General features: G+C 62.3%; 20 protein-coding genes, 1 tRNA gene and 2 pseudogenes. 4 read left to right on the top strand and 19 right to left on the bottom strand.

Annotation, left to right across the window (positions count from 1 at the left end; translation table 11 throughout):
- Positions 1 to 141: 141 nt before the first annotated feature.
- The 4 genes from BLU88_RS12665 to BLU88_RS12650 form a co-directional block, all read right to left on the bottom strand.
- A complete protein-coding gene (locus BLU88_RS12665; protein WP_157689097.1) occupies positions 142 to 375 on the bottom strand; it encodes a hypothetical protein in 234 nt (77 codons plus the stop codon).
- Between the two features lie 175 nt (positions 376 to 550).
- Entirely contained in the window at positions 551 to 2,038 is a 1,488-nt protein-coding gene (locus BLU88_RS12660) for a chlorohydrolase family protein (RefSeq protein ID WP_092014471.1), read from the bottom strand.
- On the bottom strand, positions 2,038 to 3,246 hold the full coding sequence (locus tag BLU88_RS12655; protein ID WP_092014468.1) for an amidohydrolase family protein: 1,209 nt from the start codon (positions 3,244 to 3,246) through the stop codon (positions 2,038 to 2,040). Before BLU88_RS12655 ends, BLU88_RS12660 begins: the two co-directional genes overlap by 1 nt.
- 382 nt (positions 3,247 to 3,628) lie before the next feature.
- Positions 3,629 to 4,291, bottom strand: a complete 663-nt coding sequence (locus tag BLU88_RS12650; RefSeq protein WP_167356891.1) for a GntR family transcriptional regulator — start codon at positions 4,289 to 4,291, stop codon at positions 3,629 to 3,631.
- A gap of 323 nt (positions 4,292 to 4,614) precedes the next feature.
- Here BLU88_RS12650 and BLU88_RS12645 point away from each other — a divergent pair, with 323 nt between their 5' ends.
- Complete coding sequence (locus BLU88_RS12645; protein WP_092014462.1) at positions 4,615 to 5,082, top strand: nucleoside deaminase; 468 nt, start codon at positions 4,615 to 4,617, stop codon at positions 5,080 to 5,082.
- A 147-nt stretch (positions 5,083 to 5,229) separates the two neighbouring features.
- Here BLU88_RS12645 and BLU88_RS12640 read toward each other — a convergent pair.
- Both BLU88_RS12640 and BLU88_RS12635 read right to left on the bottom strand, forming a co-directional pair.
- Positions 5,230 to 6,848 (bottom strand): annotated as a pseudogene (locus tag BLU88_RS12640) (nucleobase:cation symporter-2 family protein).
- An 874-nt stretch (positions 6,849 to 7,722) separates the two neighbouring features.
- Positions 7,723 to 8,193, bottom strand: a complete 471-nt coding sequence (locus BLU88_RS12635; protein ID WP_092014459.1) for a MarR family winged helix-turn-helix transcriptional regulator — start codon at positions 8,191 to 8,193, stop codon at positions 7,723 to 7,725.
- A gap of 159 nt (positions 8,194 to 8,352) precedes the next feature.
- Between BLU88_RS12635 and BLU88_RS12630 the strand changes: the two genes are divergently transcribed.
- Positions 8,353 to 9,567 (top strand): MFS transporter, encoded by a 1,215-nt coding sequence (locus BLU88_RS12630; protein WP_092014455.1) that lies wholly within the window; start codon positions 8,353 to 8,355, stop codon positions 9,565 to 9,567.
- A gap of 112 nt (positions 9,568 to 9,679) precedes the next feature.
- Complete coding sequence (locus BLU88_RS12625) at positions 9,680 to 10,504, top strand: aldo/keto reductase (RefSeq protein ID WP_092014452.1); 825 nt, start codon at positions 9,680 to 9,682, stop codon at positions 10,502 to 10,504.
- 77 nt (positions 10,505 to 10,581) lie between these two features.
- Here the strand turns inward: BLU88_RS12625 and BLU88_RS12620 are convergent, their stop codons facing one another.
- The 10 genes and pseudogenes from BLU88_RS12620 to BLU88_RS12575 all read right to left on the bottom strand — a co-directional run bounded on the left by BLU88_RS12620 (position 10,582) and on the right by BLU88_RS12575 (position 19,784).
- Positions 10,582 to 10,854: a hypothetical protein gene (locus tag BLU88_RS12620; RefSeq protein ID WP_092014449.1), complete on the bottom strand. Its 273-nt coding sequence runs from the start codon at positions 10,852 to 10,854 to the stop codon at positions 10,582 to 10,584.
- 513 nt (positions 10,855 to 11,367) lie between these two features.
- Positions 11,368 to 11,547: a hypothetical protein gene (locus tag BLU88_RS12615; protein WP_092014446.1), complete on the bottom strand. Its 180-nt coding sequence runs from the start codon at positions 11,545 to 11,547 to the stop codon at positions 11,368 to 11,370.
- Positions 11,548 to 11,682: 135 nt separating this feature from the next.
- Positions 11,683 to 12,009: a DUF1330 domain-containing protein gene (locus BLU88_RS12610; protein ID WP_092014442.1), complete on the bottom strand. Its 327-nt coding sequence runs from the start codon at positions 12,007 to 12,009 to the stop codon at positions 11,683 to 11,685.
- Positions 12,010 to 12,135: 126 nt separating this feature from the next.
- Positions 12,136 to 12,909, bottom strand: a complete 774-nt coding sequence (locus tag BLU88_RS12605) for an SDR family oxidoreductase (RefSeq protein WP_092014438.1) — start codon at positions 12,907 to 12,909, stop codon at positions 12,136 to 12,138.
- An 899-nt stretch (positions 12,910 to 13,808) separates the two neighbouring features.
- Positions 13,809 to 14,357: an NAD(P)/FAD-dependent oxidoreductase gene (locus BLU88_RS18960; protein ID WP_269457690.1), complete on the bottom strand. Its 549-nt coding sequence runs from the start codon at positions 14,355 to 14,357 to the stop codon at positions 13,809 to 13,811.
- Positions 14,358 to 14,392: 35 nt separating this feature from the next.
- Complete coding sequence (locus tag BLU88_RS18955) at positions 14,393 to 14,926, bottom strand: NAD(P)/FAD-dependent oxidoreductase (protein ID WP_092014432.1); 534 nt, start codon at positions 14,924 to 14,926, stop codon at positions 14,393 to 14,395.
- Positions 14,927 to 15,011: 85 nt separating this feature from the next.
- The gene (locus BLU88_RS12590; protein ID WP_231939397.1) at positions 15,012 to 16,493 is read right to left on the bottom strand and encodes a peptide MFS transporter; all 1,482 of its coding nucleotides are present in this window, start codon (positions 16,491 to 16,493) and stop codon (positions 15,012 to 15,014) included.
- A 166-nt stretch (positions 16,494 to 16,659) separates the two neighbouring features.
- Complete coding sequence (locus BLU88_RS12585; RefSeq protein WP_092014425.1) at positions 16,660 to 17,286, bottom strand: helix-turn-helix domain-containing protein; 627 nt, start codon at positions 17,284 to 17,286, stop codon at positions 16,660 to 16,662.
- A gap of 695 nt (positions 17,287 to 17,981) precedes the next feature.
- Positions 17,982 to 19,195: pseudogene (locus tag BLU88_RS12580) on the bottom strand (IS110 family RNA-guided transposase).
- Between the two features lie 515 nt (positions 19,196 to 19,710).
- A tRNA-Met gene (locus tag BLU88_RS12575) sits at positions 19,711 to 19,784 on the bottom strand.
- A gap of 161 nt (positions 19,785 to 19,945) precedes the next feature.
- On the opposite strand from BLU88_RS12575, the gene BLU88_RS12570 reads away from it, so the two are divergent.
- Positions 19,946 to 20,494: a YceI family protein gene (locus tag BLU88_RS12570; RefSeq protein ID WP_092014422.1), complete on the top strand. Its 549-nt coding sequence runs from the start codon at positions 19,946 to 19,948 to the stop codon at positions 20,492 to 20,494.
- 212 nt (positions 20,495 to 20,706) lie between these two features.
- Here the strand turns inward: BLU88_RS12570 and BLU88_RS12565 are convergent, their stop codons facing one another.
- Genes BLU88_RS12565 through rsgA form a run of 3 tightly spaced genes read right to left on the bottom strand, consistent with a single transcriptional unit; the run spans position 20,707 to position 23,885 of the window.
- On the bottom strand, positions 20,707 to 21,972 hold the full coding sequence (locus BLU88_RS12565) for an aminotransferase class I/II-fold pyridoxal phosphate-dependent enzyme (RefSeq protein ID WP_092014419.1): 1,266 nt from the start codon (positions 21,970 to 21,972) through the stop codon (positions 20,707 to 20,709).
- A complete protein-coding gene (gene hisN / locus BLU88_RS12560; RefSeq protein WP_092014415.1) occupies positions 21,972 to 22,763 on the bottom strand; it encodes a histidinol-phosphatase in 792 nt (263 codons plus the stop codon). Before hisN ends, BLU88_RS12565 begins: the two co-directional genes overlap by 1 nt.
- 9 nt (positions 22,764 to 22,772) lie before the next feature.
- On the bottom strand, positions 22,773 to 23,885 hold the full coding sequence (gene rsgA / locus BLU88_RS12555; protein ID WP_092014412.1) for a ribosome small subunit-dependent GTPase A: 1,113 nt from the start codon (positions 23,883 to 23,885) through the stop codon (positions 22,773 to 22,775).
- Position 23,886: the final 1 nt, after the last annotated feature.

The raw sequence follows: 23,886 nt of genomic DNA, 5'->3' as shown, positions 1-23,886 counted from the left end.
GAATTGTGTATTCTGTGCAGGGCGGGTGGACGGCGCTGTCGTTCTCGTAGCTGTGTGGCGCGACAGCTCTGCGCGAGCCTCAACCCCTCCTCATGCGATCCGGCTCACCCGGTGCCATAAGAGTAATGGGGGCACATACATTCACTGACCAGAGGTGTACTCGAGCGAAGGTCGGGTGTTCCAGCCGCCGTTGAGGATGATCGCGGCGCCGGTGGTGTAGGACGAGACGTCGGAGTTCCCGCGCAGATCACGGCTCCGACGAGTTCGTCGACGGCGCCCACGCGTTGCATCGGGTTGTTCGGGAACGCTCCACCGTAGAGAGATGCCGGTGGGGGCTGTCATCGGGGTGAAGACCACGCCAGTCCGCGGGCTCATCCCGAAATCAGAGTAACCTTTCCTGTGATATCAGGTTTCGTTGTGACTCCTGAAATAAACGATGCAGTTGCAGGAGCGGTCGCGCCGGTCGCGACCGGCGCATAGTTCAAAAATATTGACTTCCTCTGTATATTCCACGAGAGTCGAGACTCACTCAACCATGGCTCAAGCAAATTCAGAGTTTCGGGAAACTTGAGGGTTGAAGCTCGTCGAGGCTGCGACCGGCGAAGTCGCTTTCGGTATGGGCGGAGATATAGTCGCTGAGGAACTCCTGGGCGCGTTCCCGGAAATCTGACGTACTCACCGTCACAATCTGCCCGTCTTCGACAATCGTGCGTCCAGCTACTACGACCCGGTTGATGTCTCGCCCGTCAGTGTTCATCACTAAGGTTCGGATTGGATCTGCATACGGGCCGATGTGCGCATTCGTGAGGTCGAGAACAAAGTAGTCAGCCTGCGTTCCTGCTGCTAATCGTCCTAGGTCACTGCGGCCGAGAGCCCTGGCAGGCTCGAGAGTCGCCGCTCGAAACAGATCAGCAGCCTGGGCCGCGGTCCGGTCCGTGCCGAGCACTTTCGTCTCGGCGGTGGCCAGGTCGAGCGCCTTGATCATGTTCGGGGGAGCAGAGTCCGTACCGATGACTACGCGCACGCCTTGCGCACGATAGGTGTCGAAGGTTTCGAGTCCGCCACCATAGTGGGCAGTAGGAATGGGACAGAAGATCACCGAGGTGTCCGTTTCGGCGAGCAGGCTGAGATCGTCCGTTCCGCGCCCAGAGGCACCATACTCGGCGGTTGCGAGCTCGGGTGGCATAAGGCGATTTCCCGGTACCGTCCACACGTGGGGGATGAGTGTCTTCGGAGCGAGGAAGCCGAGCTGATGCAGGTATGGGATCGACCGCTTGCCGGTTCTGGTGATTATCTCCTCGGTTTCGAACACGCCCTGGGCGGCGTGCAGTCGCACAGGTACCTGGAGTGAGTCCGCGGCCTCGCGGGTGGCTCGCAACGTCGACTCGGTCTGAGTTTCAATCCGTGCCGGCAGCAGCGCGCCCTGGATCAGGCCACTCGCGCTCCCCGCGAAGTCTTCGATGAAGCGTACGGCATCGGTGAGCCCGTTCAACCCTCGGCGTTCGTCCTTATGCAGTAGCGTTCGGGACCCGTCGGTGTAAGGCACATGAGTGCGGTAACTCGGTCCGAGGTAGGCTCGAATGCCCAAGGCCGCGACCGCCTCGGCGGTGTCAGCCATATCCCGGTAGTCTTCACACCAGTCGAGATAGGTCTCCGCAGCGATGGGGACCATTGTTGTGATGCCATTGCGGATGAGCTGGGAGAGGGCGAATTCACGTCGGAACTTCAGTCGATTGCGGTCGAAGCGAGGCCCATGGTCGGACAGGTATGATTCAGACCAGCTCAAGCCCAGCGATCTGGAGCGGTCTGGCCAGGAGTCGAAGATCGCATGGTCGATGTCGGCCAATGCGTTGGTGTCGATGAACCCCGGAGAGACGATTGCCTCTCCAGCGTCGATTTCCGTGTCGACATGACCCTCAAAGTCACGCCCGACGAAGACGATCCGATCATCGTCATGGACGAGTTCTCCGTGTTCGATGAGGCAATGGTCACTCTCGTCGTATCCGATGACGAATTTCGCACGCACACGAGTGATCATCAGCGCACACCGCCAATGAGCTCGCCGCCGCGGGCCACGAGCTCACCGCCCTTGTACACGTCGCGGTCTTTGGGGCAATCCATGATCGCGGAGGTGACCGTGTCGGCGTCGAGGACAATGAAGTCTGCAGGGGCACCGACGGCCAGGCCGAATTCCGAATCTTCGACGAGCGCATTGTCGTTCGGGCGTTGCCCCGCCATGACGAGGGCGCCTCCACGAGAGGCGATGTCAAAGCAATGTTCGATCGCGTCGTCACGGCGAAAGCCATTGATAAATGCCAACTGCCACGTCCGGCGAAGCAGATCACCGTCGCCATAGGGGCTCCAGTAGTCGCGCTGGCCGTCCTCGCCCAAACCGACAGCCACATGATGCTCGCGTAGAATATCCTGTGGGAGACAGCCTTTCTGGGGCGCAACAGTGGTCAGAGAGATCCCGGCCTCGGCGAGGAGTTCGGTGAGTCTGCGCACGACGGGTTCGGGATTCGTGTTGAGCGCGAATGCATGGGAAATCGTGACCTTTCCCTGCATGCTCAGAGCCCGAGTCCGTTCGGCGATCTCTTCGAAAGAAAAGACGCCCGCTGACCCGCCTTCATGAAGATGGATGTCGACACCCTTGCCGTGCTTTTCAGCGAGCTCGAAGATGATGTCAAGGTGTGACTTGGGATCCCGGTCGTACTGGACGGGGTCCAGGCCACCGACCAAGTCGGCGCCTTCGCGCAGTGCTTCATCCAGGAGGGGTTTCACCCCCGTCTCACGCAAGATGCCAGCCTGAGGAAAAGCGACGATCTGGGAGTCGAGGACATCGGTATGATCAGCAAGGGCATCACGGACGCCGACGAATCGTTCGAGACCGCAGTCTGAGTCGATCTGAGCGTGTGAACGGATTCGTGTGCCACCTGAAGCGACGATAGCTGCGATCGCGTAGCTTGCCTGGTCGCGCACGCTGCGCTCTCCGTTTCGCCAGTTCTTGCGATCGTTCATGATGTATCCGTGGAGCGTGCCATCGGCGGTGTGTGGGCGGAATCTCTGCCCCAGCCTATTCGAATCCAGGTGGGCGTGGACATCCCCGAGGCTGGGCAGCAGCAATCGTGAGCCACCGGTCTCTGCGGTCGGTCGGATCGCCTGGATCCGGCCCTCACCGAATTCGACGTCTACGGCTTCGTCGTCGTGATGGCGGGCAAAGAGGCGTACATTCTTTACAACGGTCATGGAACTCCTTTGATCGTGGACTTCACGTCTTACGGTATACCATTCAGGTCTGTTGGTCGATTGGTTCTCACTGCAACTGCGCGAGTGCCCGGGCGGTCACGACTCGTTCATTCTCTTATCCGGCCAGAATATTGCCGGCGCGATATCTGCGGCGGCGAAAGCAGCCCGTGATGTGCTGACGGTGTCCGTCTCGGTTCATTGGATATTCGGCGGTCTGGTGCCCCCGCCTTGGCGTATCAATGCAGTTCTCAGTGCTGTGCGTTCGAGCCTCTGGTCGCCGCAGTCAGTGAGAGCGTATCCATCCGCCCCATTTCGTTCGATTGCGACAGAGTCGATATCTCAGTTTGCTGAGGAGTTGGTCAAGGCGGTCACAGAGGGAGAATCAGTTGGTAAGGGTTCTGCTGTTGCTGCGAGAATGGAGATCTTGCTGTTCTCGGCTGGTCTCGAGATGGCGCTGGGTCAGGTGACGGACTCTCCCGATGTCCCGGCGAGCGATCGCATCAAATAACTGGGCGTGTTCGACCGCAACTTGCTCTAGATCGTCATGACGGCTGAGCAGCCAACGCATTCGAGAGTCAAGTTGCTCATTGATTTCGATCAATAGCTTATTAGCTGACAGCTCAACTGCTTTTGAGTGGAATTCAGTCGCCGTTCGACGTGCGCCGGTGACATCGCCCGCTTGAGCTCGATCTTTCCCTCTGAGCATAATCTGTTCAAGTTCGGCCAGACCAGTTCGAGTATGCCGAATTGCTGCCAGCTCGAACGCAACGGTTTCGATGGCATTCCTGACCTCGTTGAAGTCAGCGATATCGCTGGAGGAGAAGTCTCGGACGATTGACCAAGTGTTGGGTCGAGCGGTGACCAGGCCTTCGACTGAAAGTTGTTTCAATGCTTCGCGTATCGGAACTCTACTCACGCCGAAGTGCTCTGCTAATTCTCGCTCTACGAGTCGACTGCCAGGACGGCGTTCTCCGTCAATGATCTGGGAGCGCAGAATGTCGGTGACTCGGAACACTTCTGATCGGCGACTTGCAGCTTGATTCACTGTCCTAGTATACCAACGGCCGCAGGCGAGGGCCTGGCCAAGATGCGAAGTTGGTTGAAGCCAGGCAGATTCCCGAGCGCGACGATTGGGTACGCATCGACTCGGCTTCGCGGGCTCGCTTGTTGAGCTCGAGAGCTCTGAGGGCTTTGGGGGAAATTCATGGGGCAGTTGCGAGGCAGCGCAACGGATTCGCTGGCCGAGGTGGGCTGGCGGCTGGATCTCTTTCAGACTTCTTAGCAGCGGGACAGTGGTCATCGGCGACTGGGTCGACGATGGGGTCTATTTTGGTATACCGTAATCGGATCGCAACATAGGAGGACTGAATGGACTTTGCGCAGCACACAATCGATCTTGCTCGGAACAATGTTATGCACGGGGGGAGGCCTTTTGCGACTGTGATCGAACTGGATGGAGAAATTCTGGCCGAGAGCCCGAATCTCGTCGCGCAAACGCACGACCCCACCGCGCACGCTGAGATTCTTGCCATTCGAGCTGCTTGCACCGAACTTGGAACGGAGCATCTTTCCGATGCGACCATTTACATTCTTGCTCAGCCTTGTCCCATGTGTCTGGGCTCTCTGTATTATTGCTCACCTCGAGAGGTCGTATTTCTCGCGACCAGGGACTCGTATGCTCCGTACTACAGCGATGATAGGAAGTATTTCGAGCTGAGTACGTTCTATAACGAGTACACCAAGCCGTGGCAGGAGCGTCGCCTGCCGATGCGGGCAGATCTCCGAGACGATGCAGTTGAGGTCTATCGCGAGTGGAATGAGCGTAACCTCGGCTGAACCACTAGTGTGCCTGCCCGTCGTCGGTGAGTGTGCCGAGATTCGACTCTATTGAATCGCGACAGACCCCGAAGCCTCCAGGGCCGATGGCACCTGGAGGCTTCGAATGGGTGGAGCTCTGCAGGGAATCAGCCCTCCGATGAGGGGTCAGGGTTTCGACTTGTGAGCGTCCGCTGTGCCTTGGCCGGTTGCTGGTGAGGCTTGTTCGGCGACGAGCTTGATCTGGGATCGGTGCTCGATGTCGCCGTTCTCGATCGCAGCTTTGACGATTTCTTCCTTCTCGTCGGGAACGACGGGGATCTCTTCCCCATCGCAGTCGACGAATCTGCCGTCGATGAAGCTGTCGCCTTCGCGGAGGTCGTTAAGGTTCGTCGCAGTGAGGTATCTGATCGGTTTCGCCGCGAACACCGAGGGGTCCTTCGAATTTCCTGCGGTGAGTTCATTGAACAGCAGATTGAGCAGGACGGCCATGATCGCGGCGGATGAGATACCAGAGTGGAAGATGACTTGGAACCAGCTCGGGAACGCTTCGTAGATGTCTGATTTCATCACGGGCAGCATCGCGAAGGCCAGCGAGGAGGAGACGATGATGAGATTCATGTTGCCTCCGAATTCCACTGTCTTGAGGCTGCGGATGCCGGAGCCGGTGACGGTGCCGAAGAGGATGAAGCCTGCGCCGCCTAGGACCGGCATCGGTACGGCGGCGACGACCTCGCCGAGAAATGGGATCAGTCCCAGCGCGACGAGGATGATGCCGCCGGCGGAGACGACGAATCGGGATTTGATTCCCGACAGCGCGACCAGTCCGACGTTCTGGGCGAATGCGGATTGAGTGAACGATCCGAAGAAGGGAGCGATGGTCGATGACAGCATGTCCGCTCGCAGGCCGTTGGCCACTCGCTTCGAGTTCACTGGGGTACCGACGATATCGCCGATGGCGATGATGTCGGCGGCGGTTTCGGTCTTGATGACGAGGATGACGATGAGCATCGACAGGATCGAGGCGATGTCGAATGTCGGCGCGCCGAATGGCAACAGCGACGGCAGCGCTACCGGGACGCCTGACCCGATCTCGGAGAAGTCTGTTTTGCCCATCAGTGCTCCGATCCCGGTGCCGATGATCAGGCCGAGGAGGATGGATAGACGTGAGATCGCGGCGGATCCGACCTTACTGAGCAGCAGGATGATGCCGAAAGTGGTGAATGCCAACAGGATATTGCTGATCGAACCGTATCCGGCGGCTTCTTCGTCCCCGCCCATCGCCCAATCGGCAGCTGTGGGGATGAGGGTCAGTCCGATCGAGGTGATCACCACTCCAGTGACCACAGGAGGGAAGAATCGGATGATCTTGGCAAAGAAGGGCGCGATGATGAAGCCGATGATGCTGGCGACGATGATCGAGCCGAAGATCGAGTTGATGGTCCCGCCGCCTTGCAGAATCGCGAGCATGGTGGCGACTCCGGCGAATGACACCCCTTGGATGAGGGGGAGCTTTGAGCCGATCACACCGAATCCGATGCTTTGAATGAGTGTGGCGATCCCCCGACGAACAGACTGGCAGTGACCATCAGGGCGCTTTCAGCTGGAGTCAGGCTGGCTGCTCCACCGATGATGATGGGAACGGCAATGATGCCGCCGTACATTGTCAGGACGTGTTGGAGTCCAAACATGAACTGCTTGGGCAGCGGGAGCCACTGGTCTTCTGGGCGGTCGGAGCCCGGAGGTACAGAAGCAATCGACCGCTTCAGGGACTTCTTCTTCGTCATTGATAGAACCTTCCACTGTGGTAGCTAAGCAGCGATCTTGAGTGACGCGACCTCGCTGTCGTGTCGGTATCACGCTTTTTCCGCATTGTGGATTACATTTTCCAAAAATGTAATCTCTACCACTCTCTACTCTTTTCTGGAGTAAGTCAAGAAGGGTTTCAAATCCGTCGGCGGCTTCTTGGGTGCGTCCTGAGGCGATCGAATCAGCCACTGTGTCGGGCCCAGTGTCACGCGAGTGTCGCTTCTGACCTTCGGTCGACCTATGCCCCGGATTTCGTGTAGAGAAGCTGGGATACGTTGGTGTTGGCTCTTGCCTACTCGAATAAGTCCGATGAGGTCGGCTTCAGGGACGGGCCCGGATGCGTCGGTACTGGCGGGATGTTGTCTATGGGGATCCATCGCGGCCGGTGTTCGGACTGAGGTGACCATCGACGAGGCAAGCGCATAAGCTTTGTCTCGGCCCGCGCGAATGTGAAGGCCACAGGTCTGGCCTGTATAGCAGGGTCGGCAGGGTTTGCTGGCAAGTGGGCCCCTGCTCGCTGGCAGCGAAAATTCGAGCGCCACCGGGCCATTTCTCGGATGCCAGCGTCGCCGAAGAATCGGGGTCGGTGCGATCTGTTCAAGCTTCCGATTGGGCGGTTCCGCTTTCAAGGCCAGAAGATTCGTGTCCATCCGCATCAACTTCACTGACTCCACGCCGTTCCATTCCCTCCTCTTGGCGAGATCGGGTTGATTTCGGTATGCGGGAGTTCGATGCCGCCGATGGCGGCCGTCATGAAGTTGCTTACGGTCTGCGCAAAGCGCAGTGGCAGTGACGCCGAGCTCAGTGATCACCAGCCTGCGAGCCAGGGGGTCGAGGGGCGGGAAACACGCATCAAGCAGTGCCAGGCCCTGGTCGATGGAGCTCTGAAGAACGGTGAATCGCTGCGACCAGTGGGGAGAGTTCGGGAAGCCCCTCGGCTTCGGTCAGGGTCTTCGCGAGGGCGGCGTCGTGGAATGGGCGCGCGCGTTCATGGACGTCGCGGCCGGCGGGGGTGAGTTCGGTGTAGATGCCGCGTCGGTCATCGGCGCAGAGGATGCGGGTGAGCAGGCCGCGGTCCTCGAGGCGGCTGACCAGGCGGGTCGTCGCGCTCGGGCTCAGGGCCGCGGTGCGGGCGAGCTGCTGCATGCGCATGTGCCAGCCGTCCTGGCGGCTGAGCGCATCGAGGACCGTGAACTCGACGACGGAGAGCTGAGCGCTCTGCGTCAGTGCCTTCTCCAGGGCCGAGTCGATCATTCCGTGGAGCGCGACGAGCGTCCTCCATCCCTGTGCTCGGACCTGGAGAGCATCATCCGAAATGCTCATGTGACCCACCTCTCGGGTTCGTTGCTTGCATCGAGTTGTTGCGTGTGCAATAGTTGCAGCAACAAATACGTGCACACGCAACTGCTTCGATCCACCGACAGTTGCATCTGCAACTATCCTACCGGGATCGAACGGAGAAAGCACATGCCACGAACACGCATGCCACTCGGACTGATCGCCCTGGCGCTCGGCGCCTTCGGCATCGGCCTCACGGAATTCGTCATCATGGGCCTGCTGCCCGAGGTCGCCGGTGACTTCCAGGTCACCGAGGCGACCGCCGGCTGGCTCATCTCGGGCTACGCGCTCGCCGTCGTCGTCGGGGCCCTCGGGCTCACGGCCGCGACGACGAAGCTGCCGCGCAAGCCCGTGCTCCTCGGCCTCATCGTCCTCTTCATCATCGGCAACGTCCTCACGGCCACCGCGGTGACCTACGAGATGGCGCTGCTCGGCCGCATCATCGCGGCCCTGTGCCACGGAGCGTTCTTCGGCGTCGGCTCCGTCGTCGCCGCCGGCCTCGTCGCCCCCGAGCGTAAGGCCGGCGCGATCGCCATCATGTTCACCGGCCTGACCGCGGCGAACGTCCTCGGTGTCCCCTTCGGCACGTTCCTCGGCCAGCAGGCCGGCTGGCGCTCGACCTTCTGGGCGATCTCCGCCATCGGCGTCCTCGCGTTCGTCGGCATCGCCTTCCTCGTCACGATCTCCCACGAGGAGCAGGAGGAGGTCCACCTCCGCCATGAGCTGCGTGCCTTCCGCTCCGGTCAGGTCTGGCTGTCCCTGCTCGTGACTGTCCTCGCCTACGGCGGCATGTTCGGTGCCTTCACCTACATCGCCTACACCCTCACCGAGGTGTCCGGCTTCGCCAGCTCGGCCGTGCCGTGGCTGCTCGTGCTCTTCGGCGCCGGTCTCGTCGTGGGCAACACCGTGGGCGGCAAGCTCGCCGACAAGGCGCTCGACCTCACACTCTTCGTCTTCATCGTCGCTCTCGTCATCGTCCTCATCGTCTTCGCTCTCTTCGCGGCCTCGCAGATCGTCACGATCATCGCTCTCGTCCTCATGGGCGGATTCGGCTTCGGCACCGTGCCGGGCCTGCAGACGCGCATCATGATCTACGCAGGAGGAGCGCCCACCCTGGCGTCCGGCGCGAACATCGGCGCCTTCAATGTCGGCAACGCGATCGGCGCCTGGGCCGGTGGCCTCGGCCTCGCCGCCGGTCTCGGCTACACCGCTCCGATCTGGATCGGCGCAGGCATCACCGTGCTTGCGGTCGTCGTCATGACGATCGCCTGGGGAAACGCGCACCGCAGTCAGTTCACGACCGACAGTCAGTCGGCAGGTGCCTCGGCGACCGCGGCATCGCTCGCTGCTGCCGACTGAACCGAGTGCGCTCGCCCCGACCAGCCCATCAGTCTCACCCCATCATCCAGTACCGCACCACCCACCCGGTACCGCCCGAGCACGCGGCGCCGGGATACAGAAAGGACACATCATGACCGTTCCCACCATCACCCTCAACAACGGACTGCCCATGCCTCAGCTCGGCTACGGCGTGTTCATGGTCCCCGACGAGGAGACCACCGCGGCCGTCGCCGAGGCGCTGCGCGTCGGCTATCGCAGCATCGACACCGCCGCCGTCTACGGCAACGAGGCGGGCGTCGGCCGGGCCATCGCCGAATCCGGGATCGCCCGTGAGGACCTCTTCGTCACCTCGAAGCTGTGGGTCGCGGACCTCGGCTACGACGCCGCGCTCGCCGCCTTCGACACGACGCTGGCGAAGCTCGGCCTCGACTACCTCGACCTCTACCTCATCCACTGGCCGGCTCCGGCCACCGACGCCTACATCGAGGCGTGGAGAGCGCTGGAGACGCTGTACAGGGACGGTCGTGTCAGGGCCATCGGCGTCTCGAACTTCCAGCCGAAGCACCTTTCCCGTCTGATCGCGGAGACCGAGATCGTCCCCGCCGTCAATCAAGTCGAGCTTCACCCGGCACTGGGCAACCGCGAGGTCTCCGAGGCGAACGCGGCAGCCGGTGTCGTGACCGAGGCATGGAGCCCGCTCGCCCACGGCGAGTTGCTCTCGGACCCTTCGGTCGCCGAGATCGCATCGGCACACGGAGTCTCTCCGGCCCAGGCGATCCTCCGCTGGCATCTCCAGTCAGGTCGGGTCGTCATCCCGAAGTCGGTGACCCCCTCACGCATCGCCGAGAACTTCGACCTCTTCGGCTTCGAGCTCACAGACACCGAGCTCGCTGCGATCGATGCCCTCGACCGTGACGGCCGCACCGGCCCGCACCCTGACCAGTTCAACGGCTGAGGCGCGGTCCCGCAGTCCTGGTCCGAGGCAGCCCCGTCGACAGGGGGGGCGCCTCGGCGCTGCCGTCGGTGCGTGGCTCAGGCGGGGACGGGATCGTCGGCACCGCCGACCGATGCGCCCGCCTCGGCGAGTCCGCGGCGGTGGCCGACGTAGCCCCAGACGGCCAGCGCGAGCGCCGGACCCCAGAACCAGCAGGGGAAGGTGATCACGGTCTCGACGAAGCGCGCCGTCCCGAGCTGCGCCGAGTCGAGGAGGAGCGGTACCGCCGCGAAGCAGAGCATCGCGGCCACGGCGCCATCGGGCACGGCCGCCGCGGCGATCGGATCGTCCCTGCCTCCGACAATGAGCACCCAGCGGGGGAAGACCCGACCCCAGCGGCACAGCAGTCGGAGCGTGAGCAGGACGCCGATCCATGCGGCCCCGCCGATCGCGAACCTCGAGAAGCGGAGCGCCGGGTCGGCCGCGGGCTCCGTCCCGAACAGCGGCCACGGGGTCAGCCACGTGAGGCGGGAGAATGCTTAGGGCAGAGGCCCACAGGCGGCGGCGATCGTCAGCGCCACCCGGTGGAGGGTGGCCCAGGCCGAACCGCGGCGGGCGATCTCGGTGTCGTGTATCCCGGTGAAAGCGGTCATGGCTCAGAGGATGCCGGTGATGGGGAAGAGGATGCACGGCAGGAGCAGACCGGCCTGCGCGGCGAAGGCCGATGAGAGCGTGCTGTCCAGCTCGCTGAGCAGTCCGCGGAGCGGCACGACGGCTACGAGGATAGCGACGACCAGGGGAAAGGCGACCGTCCATCGGGCGATCAGGTGCTACCGGACGCCCGCGACGGCGAGCGTTCGGATCTTGCCGAGGCCGAGGACCTGCTAAGCGGCCGTGACGAGCAGGACGGACTCCATCGTCGTCGAGGCGGGCGTCGTCGGGGCGGAGTTCTGGGGCCGGGAGTCGTCAAGGCTGCGGCGCTGCTGGAGCAGCCGTGCGATCCCGACGATGATCCCCAGTGCCGAGGTGATGACGAGCAGAGTCGCGGTCGTCGGGACCCCCACGGCGGCGGTGAGAGCGAGTTTCTACTTCATGCTCCGATCATGGCACGACGCATTCGGCCCCCTCATCCGCCAGGAGAGGGGATGCGATCATCCGAGGGAGTTCCGGACTCCGGGTCGCCGCTGGGACTGAGGGGCTCAGACCTGGGGGTCCGGTGCGCCTCCGGCCGAGGTGTCCGGACCGTCCTGGAGGAGCAGGCGGGAGGACGAGGAGAGGCGGCGGAACTCGGCGGCCGCCTGGTAGTCCGGATCGTCGTGCCAGGCCAGAGCCGCCTCCTTGCTCGGAAACTCGAGGAGGACCATCCGCTCGTCGAACTCCGGTCCGCCCTCGAGCGTGGTCACCTCGCTGCCGCGGGTAAGGAACCGGCCGCCGAAGCGCGCGAGCGTCTCGGGCGTGCGATCCGTGTACTTCCGGTAGGTCTCGGCGTCATGGATGGTCATGGTGGCGACGATGTAGGCGGGCAACTCTGCCTCCTCGGGTCGGGGTGTCCTCGTGGATCGTTCGTGCCCGCGGGCGCGGGCATCCTCCCAGCATCGTACGGCCGGCTCGGCGGTGAGGTCGATCGGACCGAGCCGATCGGACCGCCGTGATCAGAGCGTCGGGACGAGTCCGCCGTCGCAGCGGATCGCGGTGCCCGTGACGTAGGCGGCCTGGGCGCTGCAGAGGAACGCGGCGACTCCGCCGAACTCGTCGGGTTCGCCGTAGCGACCGACCGGGATCGTGGCGGCGGTGGCGGTGTGCACCTCCCCGACGGTGCGACCGCTGGCTGCGGCTCCCGCCTCGTCGATCGCCTGGGCGCGCGGAGTGGCGATGCGTCCCGGCAGGAGCGAGTTGACGGTGATGCCCTGGGACGCGACCTCGGTGGCGAGCGTCTTGAGGTAGCCGGCCAGCGCCGCGCGGCCGAGGTTCGACAGCGAGAGGTTGTCGATGGGCGCTTCGACGCTCGTCGAGCTGAGGGAGAGGATGCGACCCCAGCCGCGCTCGATCATCGTGGGCAGGATGCCGCGGATGAGGGTGACGTGCGGGGTCACGAGGCTCGTGATCGCCGCGTCGACGCCGTCGTTGTCAGTGTCGCGGGCGGGACCGGGCGTCGGACCGGGGCCGTTGAGGACGAGGATGTCGGGCAGGCCGACGGCCTCCTCTACGGCGGTGAGCAGGGCATCCGCCCCACCGGAGGCGACGAGGTCGATGCCGATGCCGACTGCGCCGAGCATCTCGGCGGCGACCGCCTCTGCGCGCTCCGCTGTCCGCCCGGTGATGACGACGGTGACGCCCTCGGCGGCCAGTGCGGCGGCAGTGGCGCGGCCGAGGCCGGAGGTCGACGCGCAGACGAGCGCGGTCTTTCCTGAGAGTCCGAGTTCCATGGTGTGGTCCTTCCTGTTGTTGCTGGTGGTGCTAGTGAATATTGGCGACTGTGAGTACTGCTGGTGCGGATCAGTCTCCAATCAATCATGGCGGATCGACCGTGCTCGGGGTGCTTTCGTCCCGACGGACGATCGACTAGAGGTTCGATTGCCGGAGGGCCGCGAGCGGTGGGCATCTCTGTTCCTGTCGATCTCTCGACTAATCGTCTACGCATGACGACCGAGATGTATCGCGGTCTGACGAATCGAAAACTCGGCTTTGCGCTGGTTGCGGATTGAATCGCTGTTAGGCAGGCCGAGGAATCGAGGATGGTTACTGGTCTTAAAGAGCAGTTGGCTAAGGCGTTTAGCTCGGTTTTAGACGGTACCGACTATGGGAGCACATATATGCGCCCACTGCTTCCTGGAACTCCTCGGCCCAGGAAGCAGTCATGTGAATTTGTGCCTCCGATGCGCTTAGTCACTTTGAGGGCGGCCAAACCGTTACGACGGAGTCGGATACACCTTGGCCAGGTGCGGCGGACGGCCCGGGGCTTTTCGGCGCTGATCTCTTCGGGTTTTGCGAATCAACCGAGCCGCTGCTCCTCTTGAAACGGCCTTTTCGACGGCAGCAACTTTCAGGCTCGCCCTTTGCTCGACAAGTCGTACGACTGTGTCAAAGATGTCGTCTTCGGATCGTGGGTCACGGCAGGAACTTTTGGGATCTCCTATAGCAACTCCTGAATTTCAAGTGTTGCAATGACGACTAGATTCCGCCACTCCGCCGCTGCTGGAGATAACGCTGAAAAGAGTGGTTCTTTCGCCTCTATCCCCAGAAGGGACGGTCAGACTGGTTGTGTGGAAGGACCGGCGCGCCTTTCCTCACTTGCGCCATTTAGCGGCTTGACCAGAAGTCGCATTCACTTCGGCATGGCTGTGGGAAATGCTGTCAGTTCCGGTGCGGGGTCTCCGAGGATGCTGCGGGCGACGGCATCGCCCAGCAAGGGCCCGAGCGTCAGTCCGCCCGCTCCGTAGCCCGTCATCGTCCATAGGCCTGATCTGTCCGGCACTTCTCCGGCGATCGGCAGGTTGTCCTCGCCCATAGGCCGGATGCCGACCCTGGTCTCGATGATTGTGGCATCGGCGAGTCCGGGAGCCAGGTTCAGCGCGTCTTGGAGGATCTGCATTTGTCCCGCGGCGGTGATACGGGGATCGTAGCCGCTCCCGGTCTCGCGGGTCGCGCCGACGGCGATCCTGCCATTATCGAATGGGGTCATGTAGTTGGGTGTGAAGGGGTGGACTGTCGGCCAATGTGAGGTGTTCACTCCACGAAGGTTCAGATGGGTGATCTGTCCGCGCTGCGGGCTCACGGCGCAGCTCACGTCGAGGGGAAGCAGCAGTTCTGGAGTTCTTGCCCCTGCTGCCACGACGACAGAGTCAACGTCGATCGGTCCGCGCAATGTCTGCACTTGCCATCCGGTGTCGCCGAGAGGGTTGATTGCGATCACTGCGTCTTCGCGGTGCTCGGCCCGAGAATGACCGCGGCGCTCAGAGTTGCATTCCGGAGAACGCGACCGTCGACCCGTCCGCCGCCGGAGACGTACAAGCCCGTGAGTTCGGGGGACAGGGCTGGAAACAGTTCGTTGACCTGTGTGCTGTCTACGCGCTCCAGCGTTCCTGCGACGGATCCGGACTCGGTGACGCGCTGGGCTATGCGGTCTTCGGCCGCGTTGAGTTCTGCATCGTCTCGGGAGACCATCAGGGCGCCGGATCGCCTATACCCCAGTTCGGGAATCCCCAGGTCATGGAGTCCTGCGAGGAACTCCGGGTAGTAGTTGCCTCCGGCTGAGTAGGCTTCGTAGAAGGCGCCGCTCGAGGAAGATACCCAGGGGGCGATGATCCCGGCGCTGGCAGCTGTCGCCTGACCCGATGCGGCATCGTCGATCAGAGTGACCGTCGCGCCACGGCGCGCGAGTCCGTAGGCGGTGGTGACACCAGCGATTCCTCCGCCGATGACGGCGATCTTCATTGTGTTCATTGTTGGTTGTATTCCTTTCGGCTCGGGCTCCGGGTTCGTTGATTCGGAATGAGTTGTGGTTGAAATTCAGCACGGGAATTGGCGGCTATTTGATTCCGACCATCCGGCGGCGTGACCAATTTCCGACAAGTATCATCAACCCGCCAGCGGCGATGACCGCGAGGCCTACGCCGAGGAAGTACCTGGCTTCCATCTCCGGCGAATAAAGCTGGACGAGTTGGGCGTTGATTCCTGAAGCTGCGGCCGGTGCGAGGAACCATAGGGACATCATCTGCGCTTGGAAAGCGGCGGGAGCGAGTTTGGTCGTCGCTGACAGGCCGACAGGGGAGAGGCACATAGACCCGCAAATGACAAGGAAATAGCTGGCGACGAGCCAGATCGGGCTAGCCGGGGTGTCGGTGCCGTGAAGGAGCGCAGGACCCGCCATGATGACGAACGACAGTCCTCCGAGGACGAGTCCGAAGACGAACTTCGTCGGGGTAGAAGGCTGACGAGCGCCGAGTCTGAACCAGAGGTAGGCGAACATAGGAGCCAGGATGATGGTCGCGATCGGGTTGAGGGAGGCGAACCACGAGGATGGAACGTGGAAGCCGAAAACGACTGAGTTCGTGCGCTGGTCAGCGAACGCGGCGAGCACCGAACTCGATTGCTCATTGACTACCCAATAGCACACCGCTCCGACGAACAGGGGAACGTAGGCGAGTAGACGGCTGCGTTCGATCCGTGATGTATTTCGGCTGCGCAGCATCAAGATCAGGTAGACGATGGGAAGGACAACCGAGCAAATGGTGACCGTGTTGACCAACGTACTCACGGTGAGCAGGCCGGTCGGGCCGAGAATCAGGACGAGGACGCCGAGGCCTGCGATGAAGATTGAGATTCGTGAGCCGAACGCTGACATGAGGCCGCGGGGAATGGGGTTGGCCGGGCGGAGGCCTTCCGCGGAGAGATGCCGGCCCGCCAGCAGGTAAACCGCGAGTCCGATCGCCATTCCGATTGCTGCTAATGAGAAGCCGAGGTGGAAGTTCACCTTCTGACCGAGTGTGCCGACGAAATACGGTGCAATGAAGGCCCCGAGGTTGATTCCCATGTAGAAGAGGGAGAACCCAGAGTCTCGTCGAAGATCGTCCCTGGCATAGAGCTGCCCGACACTGCTGGACACATTGGGTTTGAGCAGTCCGGTTCCCAGGACGATGAGCGCCATGGAAATGAGGAGGGCCGATATACCGCCGGGAATTGCCAGCGCGATGTGGCCGCACATGATGAACACGCCGCCGACGAAGATTGCTCGTCTCATACCGAGCAGGCGATCGGCGATCCATCCGCCGAGAATTCCTGACATGTACACCAGTGCGGAATAGATCGATACGATCGCTGTGGCGGAGGCTTGGCTGAGGCCGAGGCCGCCGTCGGAAACGGATGTGTAGAGGTAATAGAGCAGGATTGCGGTCATCCCGTAGTAGGAGAACCGTTCCCAGAGTTCGACGAAGAAAAGTGTGGAAAGGCCCCGAGGGTGGCCGAAGAAAGTGCGCTGAGTATTGGTCATCGCCGAGGTGTTGTTAAGCAAAGCTGTACTCCTATGGACAAGCCGTTGAAGCCGCCGTAGGCGAAGCATCGGCGCGATAGCCTGTCGACAGTCTCAAGATCGACGTAGGCGTCAGAGAATGCTGCGTGTAAAACTGCGACCATTCGGGCACAGCGTGCAGAAGTAGTGGGAGCTGACCGTGGCGAAGTTAAGTGCCCAATGGAGCCATCAGCGGGTGGTCGACAATCCAGAGAGCTTCAACTGATTGACTGGTCATGTTGTGGATCGAATGAGTCGAACTTGATTGAAAGTGAATCGAATCGCCCGTGCCGACAACGACCGTTTCGGAGGCCTCTGCGTCGCTGGCTGAGGTGAAGTGGAAAGTCAGTTCTCCGTCGAGCACATAACAGAACTCTTCGCCGTTGTGAGATGAAGGCGAGGACGGGTGGGGCGTGGGGTGGATAGTAGTCCGTAACGCCTCGAGGGACTGCCCAGGCAAGCTGCCGGTCAGAACCCGGTATGTTCGGTCCCCCAGAGAGACGGAAAGGCCATCGGATCTGTCTGAGCGGGCCACAGCAAATCGGGGCTTCGGCTTTGTGGAGGTTTCACCTATGAGTTCTCCGGCGGTGACTTCGAGCGCTTCTGCCAGTGTGAAAAGTGTGGTCAATGAGGGGGAGTTCAGACCCCGCTCGACGAGCGAGAGAAAGCTCGAAGAGAGGCCGGTCTTTGCAGCAGCTTCGCGTAAAGACAGGCCGCGAGCAGTCCTGATTCGGCGAATCGCGGTTCCCACCCTCTGAGTGTGCTCTTCGAGTGTCACTTTCGACTCAGCCGCCATGATGTTCCCTCCGTTGGGCACTGTTCTGATAGATGTGAAATTTACCACTGCTCAACATCGTTCGCAAATACTGGACAGACGTCCTGCGTCCGAGCTGCCCATTGTGCGAGGTTCGCGGAATAGCCAAGACGGCGCGATCGTTCCGCCGAGGCTTCCGAGGCGGCGCCCAAAAGATCCCTGAACGAGGCGAGGCAATGCGGGCGAGAATTCTCATCGGTCTGAGTGGTGCTCGGTAGCGCCTGTCGAAATCGGTGTTGGGCCTCGCGATTGGTCTTGTGCGCGACGAAAGGTCCTGGGCCGCTGGACTGCTTCCCGTGCCCCAGTGTCGTCGCTGATGGGCAGGTGCTGTCGACGCATCGCGGTGTGCTCGCCACGTTACGGTCAAGACTCGTTGAGCATTGCGAGGTTGCCGAACTGACCTGCATTCTCATCGAGGGCAGCGCGCCAACGAAGTTTGTCGACAGCCGCGAGGGCACTGATCAATTGAGTGTCGCGAGCAGATCTACTCAGCAGCCCGGTTCATGCGGGGTAGGCATTTGCAGTGCTTGATGTGACTCGCAATTCGGGGCCCCTATGTTTTGAGTCAAGGGGCAGCGGCGAGATTCTTCAAGATTATTCGGTTGGGGTTCAAGGGCAGGAATGATCGGTCCGGGGACTGTCTCCCAGACTGGTCAGGCACCTCGCGACAGGTCGATTCAGGCAGCTGTGGCCGCTTCGGGTGCGTGGAAGTAGGCACCGTCGCGAAGCATCGCGTATAGGACGTTGCAACGACGACGGGCCAACGCGATCAGTGCTTGGTTGTGCTTCTTATGCTCGGCACGTTTCTTGTCGTAGTACGCCCTCGACAGCGGGTCCTTCAAGGCTGCGAACGCGGACAGGAACAGGGCTCGCTTGAGGACCTTGTTGCCCCGCCGCGATGAGTGATCACCGCGAATCGAGGTTCCCGATCGCCAGGTCACCGGTGCCAGTCCGGCATACGATGCCAGGTGTCCGACGGATGCGAAGTCCTTACCCACCACTTCGGTGAGGATCCTCGCGGTCGTCCTGACGCCGACTGCCGGCATCGACGTCAGGAGTCCGAAAAGCGGATGCGCCCCCACCAGCTCCTCGATGCGCACCAGTACCTCATCGCGCGACGATCGTGTCTGCGCCAACGAGGTCGCCAACTGCGGTAGGACGAGTCCGGCGGCGTCGGTACCTGATACCACCACGGTCTGCCCGTCCAAGGCGGTGAAGATCGCTGCGGCCCACCGTTTCCACGCCCTGGGTGCCTGCTTGCGCAGCAGCGCCTCGACTCGGTGCTTCCCGGCATGACGCAAGGCTTTGGGCGTCGGGTACTTCGCCAATAGCGCCAGCATCGCCGGATGGTCCAGGTGCGGACCGATGACGGTCTCCAATCCGGGGTGGATCTGAGTGAGCAAACCGCGGATCCGATTCGACTCCGGTTCGATGTCGCCGTGGCCTGTTTCGCCAGGTCATCGTCGTAGCCGCACAGCATCGACAACTCGGCCACGTTCTCATCCGCCATCCGGATACCCCGCAGAGTGTGGGGCAGCGTGCGGGCGGCTTCAGCGATGATGGCGGCATCACGGGCATCCGTTTTTGCCTCACCTGGGTGCAGGTCGGCGATGCGGCGCATCGCCAACCCGGGCAGATAGGCGACCGTAACGGACTCGGCTTGAGCGACCGCGACCGGCAGAGCGCCGATGGTGGCGGGCTGGTCGACGACGACCAGGAGTGTTCCGTGCTTGGCCAGCCGGTCAAGCAGACCCCGGAGTTTCGTTTCGTTGTGCGGCAGAGCCTGCGACAACAGTTGTTTGCCGTCGCGGTCGAGTGCGACGGCGTGGTGGTTGTGTTTGCCGACATCGATGCCGATGAATACGTCGATATCGGCGTGGTTGGTGATCATGTCACTCATCTTCTTCGACTCATGTGACCGAATATTTGGTTGTGGTTGGGCTGGCCGGTGGTGCTGTGGTGGCTCCTGGGTTCGGCATCCACGTTACGGTCGGGCTTTAAGGCATGGGTTCTGCCAGTGGTTCTGGCCCCTATCAGCGATTTCCCTGGTGCCTTCGAACCCTGGTGACTACACGCCTGCGGATCATGGTGACTGGGGGTATCAATCATGCCGGGGTCCTCAGGCCAGCGACCCCTTTCTATCCTGACGGATGGTGGGGCTACTTAAAAGGTAACGGGGCTCGTCCGGGTTCAGGGATCGAATTCGAGGGCATGGTCAGACTGAGTGGTTCCCGGGGATATCGACGTGGAAGGGACCGATTAAGATGTCCCAGAAAGTCTGCGCTCCAGCAGCGATATTCAGATTGAGCTCTGGTGTGCGTACTTTTGAGCGCAACTAGGCTCCGGGTTGGGAATGAACTAAGACCCCTGATCAAGCATTTCTGCTGATCAGGGGTCTTTTCCTTGTGGCGGGGGAGGGATTTGAACCCTCGACCTCCGGGTTATGAGCCCGGCGAGCTACCGAACTGCTCCACCCCGCGGCGTGTTATTAACTCTACATGAGGGGTCACCTCGTGGCCAAACCGAATACAGGTGACCTCCGCCACATGGTCACTTGCTGTTCACTCGCAGGGGTTGCGTCTGATTGAAAGTTGAACTATAGTCATTCTCGTACTTCAAATTTCAACCAAAAGGAGAAATCATGACTGCTCTGCCTCAGGGACTCACTGCCGGAATCTGGAACATCGACCCGATCCACTCCGAGTTCACCTTCACTGCTCGCCACGCGGGCGTCTCGAAGGTCCGCGGCCACTTCGAGGATATCGCCGGCAACGTCAACGTTGGTGAGATTCTCGAAGACAGCGTCGTGTCCGCCGAGGCTTCCGCGGATTCAATCAACACCCGCAACGAACAGCGCGACGGTCACCTCAAGAGCGGTGACTTCTTCCTGGCCGACGATCACCCGAAGCTGAGCTTCAAGTCGACCGCGATCAAGGCTGATTCCGCTGATGAGTTCGAGACCGTCGGTGAGCTGACGATGCGCGGCGTGACCAAGGAAGTCGCCTTTGCGACCGAATTCGCCGGTGTGGCCACCGACCCGAATGGCAACCAGGTCGCCGGTCTCTCGGCCACCGCTACGGTCAACCGCAAGGACTTCGGAATGACCTTCGAAGCCGTCCTGGGCGGAGGAGAGCTCCTCGTCTCCGACAAGATCAAGATCGAGCTCGAACTCGAGCTCGTCAAGGCCTGATCCTTCCTGAGCAGCGCCGTCGCTGACCGGTCGGTGTGCCGTCAGCACGCCTGACTCGGTAGGCGGCGTGGCTGCCCGAGGGAGAAGGGGTGAACTGCATGCGCGGTTCGCCCCTTCTCCCGTCTCTCAGCACAGCTCTCTCGGCAGAGCGCTTCCTGCGCGTTCCAGACTGTCGCGGTCTCAGCGCAATCGCCCAGTGGCCCGAGAGCTGTTCAGGGCATTCGCCGCAGAGCCGCCGGATTCTCTCGCAGATGCCGCCCGAGGGCCGTGAACAGCTGCGCACCCTTGTCGACGTCGGCCTCGGACTTGCAGAAGGAATACCGAATCGATGCCCGGTAGGTCTCGTATGCCGGGCTTCCCAGCCTGCACAGGGCCGGTACGGGAATGCCGACCAACGAATATTCCCTCGCCAGCAGATCATTGAGCTCGAAGGCATCGAGGTCGGTCAGCGCAGAGTAGTCCACGACAGTGAAATATCCAGCCAGGGGAGTCGATACTTCGGCGTCCGGCACAGTGCGACAGGCGGGGACGAGCACCTCCGCACGGGACCGCAGCGAAGCGCGATTCTCTGCGACGAACTGAGAATCGCCGCTGAGCATATCGGCCATCCCGATCTGCATCGGACCGCCGGCCGTGAACGACAGGAATTGCTTGACGGTCTGGATAGCCTGCCGAACTTCGGAAGAGGCGATGACCCAGCCGATCTTCCAACCCGTGACGTTCCAGGATTTGCCCGCCGAGGAGACTGTGACGACCCGAGCAGAATCTTCGATCGCCACTGCGGGCGGGACGTGCCCCTGATCGGTGAGGGTGAGCTGTTCGTAGACCTCATCGGAGAGTACCCAGGCGTCGACTGATTCGGCTGCTCGACCGATTTGTGCGAGATCGTCGGCCGAGAAGATGAATCCAGTGGGATTGTGGGGAGTGTTGACAAGGATGATCGCGGGTTCGACCGCGGCGATCACCCGATCGAACTCCTCCCAATCCGGGCCGAAGCCGCCGTGTCCGTCCGGCAGGATCGGCACCGTATGCAGTGTTCCGCCGGCGGCGGCGATCGCCGCCGGATAGGAATCGTAGAACGGTTCGAAGGCGACGAGCGAGCCGCCGCGCGGCAGCAGGGCCAGGATCGCCGCGGTCAGTCCTTCCGTGGCGCCCGCCGTGTAGAGCACCTCGTTCGGGGCGACGTGCTGATCGAAGTCACGACGGCGCTGAGCGGCCACTGCCTCGAGCAGCCGGGGGAATCCCTGGCCGGGGGCATACTGATTGAAACCGTCCCGCATCGCCTCGGTGGTGGTAGTGATGAGCTCTTCCGGAGGTTCCGTGCCGGGTGCTCCCTGCCCGAGGTTGACGGCTCCGACCTCTGCGGCGAACTTGGTCATCTGCCCGTAGATGGTCTCACCGATCGACCCGTCAGGTTTGGTCAGTCCAGCCGATTCGGCCATCGAATGCCACAGCGGAGCCCTCATGATGTTCGGCATCACGACACCTCCGCCGGAGCAACACGACCGAGCCGGTCGAGGGCAGCTTCGTGCAGACGCGAATTGCTGGCCAAGGCATTGCCGCCGAAAGGACCCGGGGTCCCCGCGGTGTTCGTGAAGGTTCCTCCGGCTTCGAGGACGATGGGCACGAGCGCACCCATATCGTAGAGCGCGAGCTCCGGTTCGCAGGCGAGGTCGACCGCGCCCTCGGCCAGCAGCATATAGGAGTAGAAATCGCCGTATCCGCGTGTGCGCCACAGCGAAGCGCAGAGGTCGAGGAACTCATCGAAGATTCCTAGGTCCTTCCACCCTGACAGCGACGAATACGATAGGGACGCATCGGCGAGAGCGTCGACCGACGACACGGTGATGCGCTGAGCCGGGGACCCGAGTTCGCTCGAATAGGCACCCTGACCGGATTCCGCCCACCATCGTCGCCCAAGTGCAGGAGCGGAGACGACTCCCACCAGCGGCTGGTCGCCGACGTAAAGCGAGATCAGCGTCGCCCACACAGGCACTCCGCGCACGAAGTTCTTCGTCCCGTCGATGGGATCGATGATCCACCGTCGTGATGAGTCCCCACGTGCTCCGAATTCCTCACCGAGCACGCTGTCATCGGGCCGCGCCTCGGTGAGGCGATCCATGATCGCCTTCTCCACCGCACGGTCGCATTCGGTGACCGGGGTGAGGTCGGGTTTGGTTTCGACGGCGAAGTCCTGCGCCCGGAAGTGCGGGTGGCTGATGGCATCGGCGAGATCGGCGAGTTCGATCGCCAGGTCGAGGTCGTTCATACCTCCAGCCTATCCAGTCGAGGGCAGCAGCCGGCGCAGGGACTCCAGCCGTGAGACGCCTCCTGGCCCGGCCTGGCCTTCGGCCACCCACTCATCTAGTAGGCAACCGGGTGAGTCGGCGAGGTGAGTGCATCCACGGGGGCATTCGGCCGTGGCTTCGACGAGTTCCGGGAAAGCGGAGATCAGGGTCTCCCTGTCCACATGGGCCAGGCCGAAGCTGCGCACACCAGGGGTGTCGATGAGCCAGCCGCCGCGTTCCAACGGCAGGCACACGGCCGAGGACGAGGTGTGCCTGCCACGGCCGGTCACGTCATTGACATGGCCCGTGGCACGGTCGGCGGCGGGAACGAGCACATTGGTCAGTGTGGATTTGCCCACCCCGGAATGGCCCACGAGGACGCTGATGCGTCCGCGGAGGCGTTCGGCCACCTCTGCGTGGGGTTCGGTCCCGTCCTGAGCGGAATTGTACGCGCCCGTTTCGTTGGCGGCCGCATCGCGCGGCTCGGCATCGGGGGCGACGGACGACTCGACGATCTCGACCCCAGAGGCGGAGAAGCGTTCTTTGAGTTCCGTGGCCGGGTGCAGATCGGTCTTCGTCACGATGAGGAGGGGAGTGATCCCCGCATCGAATGCCGCCACGAGAGCCCGGTCGATGAGACCGAACGAGGGCTCGGGGTCCATTGTGGCCGTGACGATGCCCATGACGTCGACGTTGGCCACGAGGACGCGCTCGGTCGGGTCGGTGTCATCGGCGCTGCGGCGCAACAGGGTCTGCCGCTCGGTGATCTCCACCAGCCGAGCCAGGGTTCCCTCGGTCCCCGAAGTGTCGCCGACGAGGCGGACGACGTCTCCGGGGACGATCGCCTGTTTGCGCAGGTGCGAAGCGCGCACCGCCGTCACCGAGGTGGCCCCGCGCGAGCGTTTCCCCTTCTTCCGGGTCGGGGGAGTCGACGGGAAGTTCCCACCGTCGTCAGCGAGGATGACGCGGTACCGGCCCCGATCGACCGCGGTGACCAGGCCGGACACGGCGTCCTTGTGGTCGGGGCGGTTCTTCGTCCGAGGGCGTGAACCGCGGCGGTTCGGTCGGGGACGGTAGTCCTCGTCGCGGAAGATCTTCGCCATA

Origin of the sequence: Brevibacterium siliguriense (assembly GCF_900105315.1) — a bacterium.
Taxonomy (GTDB): Bacteria; Actinomycetota; Actinomycetes; order Actinomycetales; family Brevibacteriaceae; genus Brevibacterium; species Brevibacterium siliguriense.
This window is presented reverse-complemented; position numbering and strand designations above follow the sequence as displayed.

Bases quoted from the DNA above. Each gene is read 5' to 3' on its own strand.
- rsgA (WP_092014412.1), bottom strand. From the start codon at position 23,885: ATGGCGAAGATCTTCCGCGACGAGGACTACCGTCCCCGACCGAACCGC.
- BLU88_RS12645 (WP_092014462.1), top strand. From the start codon at position 4,615: ATGGACTTTGCGCAGCACACAATCGATCTTGCTCGGAACAATGTTATG.
- BLU88_RS12630 (WP_092014455.1), top strand. From the start codon at position 8,353: ATGCCACTCGGACTGATCGCCCTGGCGCTCGGCGCCTTCGGCATCGGC.
- BLU88_RS12635 (WP_092014459.1), bottom strand. From the start codon at position 8,193: ATGAGCATTTCGGATGATGCTCTCCAGGTCCGAGCACAGGGATGGAGG.
- BLU88_RS12625 (WP_092014452.1), top strand. From the start codon at position 9,680: ATGACCGTTCCCACCATCACCCTCAACAACGGACTGCCCATGCCTCAG.
- hisN (WP_092014415.1), bottom strand. From the start codon at position 22,763: ATGAACGACCTCGACCTGGCGATCGAACTCGCCGATCTCGCCGATGCC.
- BLU88_RS12605 (WP_092014438.1), bottom strand. From the start codon at position 12,909: ATGGAACTCGGACTCTCAGGAAAGACCGCGCTCGTCTGCGCGTCGACC.
- BLU88_RS12565 (WP_092014419.1), bottom strand. From the start codon at position 21,972: ATGCCGAACATCATGAGGGCTCCGCTGTGGCATTCGATGGCCGAATCG.
- BLU88_RS12665 (WP_157689097.1), bottom strand. From the start codon at position 375: ATGAGCCCGCGGACTGGCGTGGTCTTCACCCCGATGACAGCCCCCACC.
- BLU88_RS12585 (WP_092014425.1), bottom strand. From the start codon at position 17,286: ATGGCGGCTGAGTCGAAAGTGACACTCGAAGAGCACACTCAGAGGGTG.
- BLU88_RS12660 (WP_092014471.1), bottom strand. From the start codon at position 2,038: ATGATCACTCGTGTGCGTGCGAAATTCGTCATCGGATACGACGAGAGT.
- BLU88_RS18955 (WP_092014432.1), bottom strand. From the start codon at position 14,926: ATGAACACAATGAAGATCGCCGTCATCGGCGGAGGAATCGCTGGTGTC.
- BLU88_RS12655 (WP_092014468.1), bottom strand. From the start codon at position 3,246: ATGACCGTTGTAAAGAATGTACGCCTCTTTGCCCGCCATCACGACGAC.
- BLU88_RS12570 (WP_092014422.1), top strand. From the start codon at position 19,946: ATGACTGCTCTGCCTCAGGGACTCACTGCCGGAATCTGGAACATCGAC.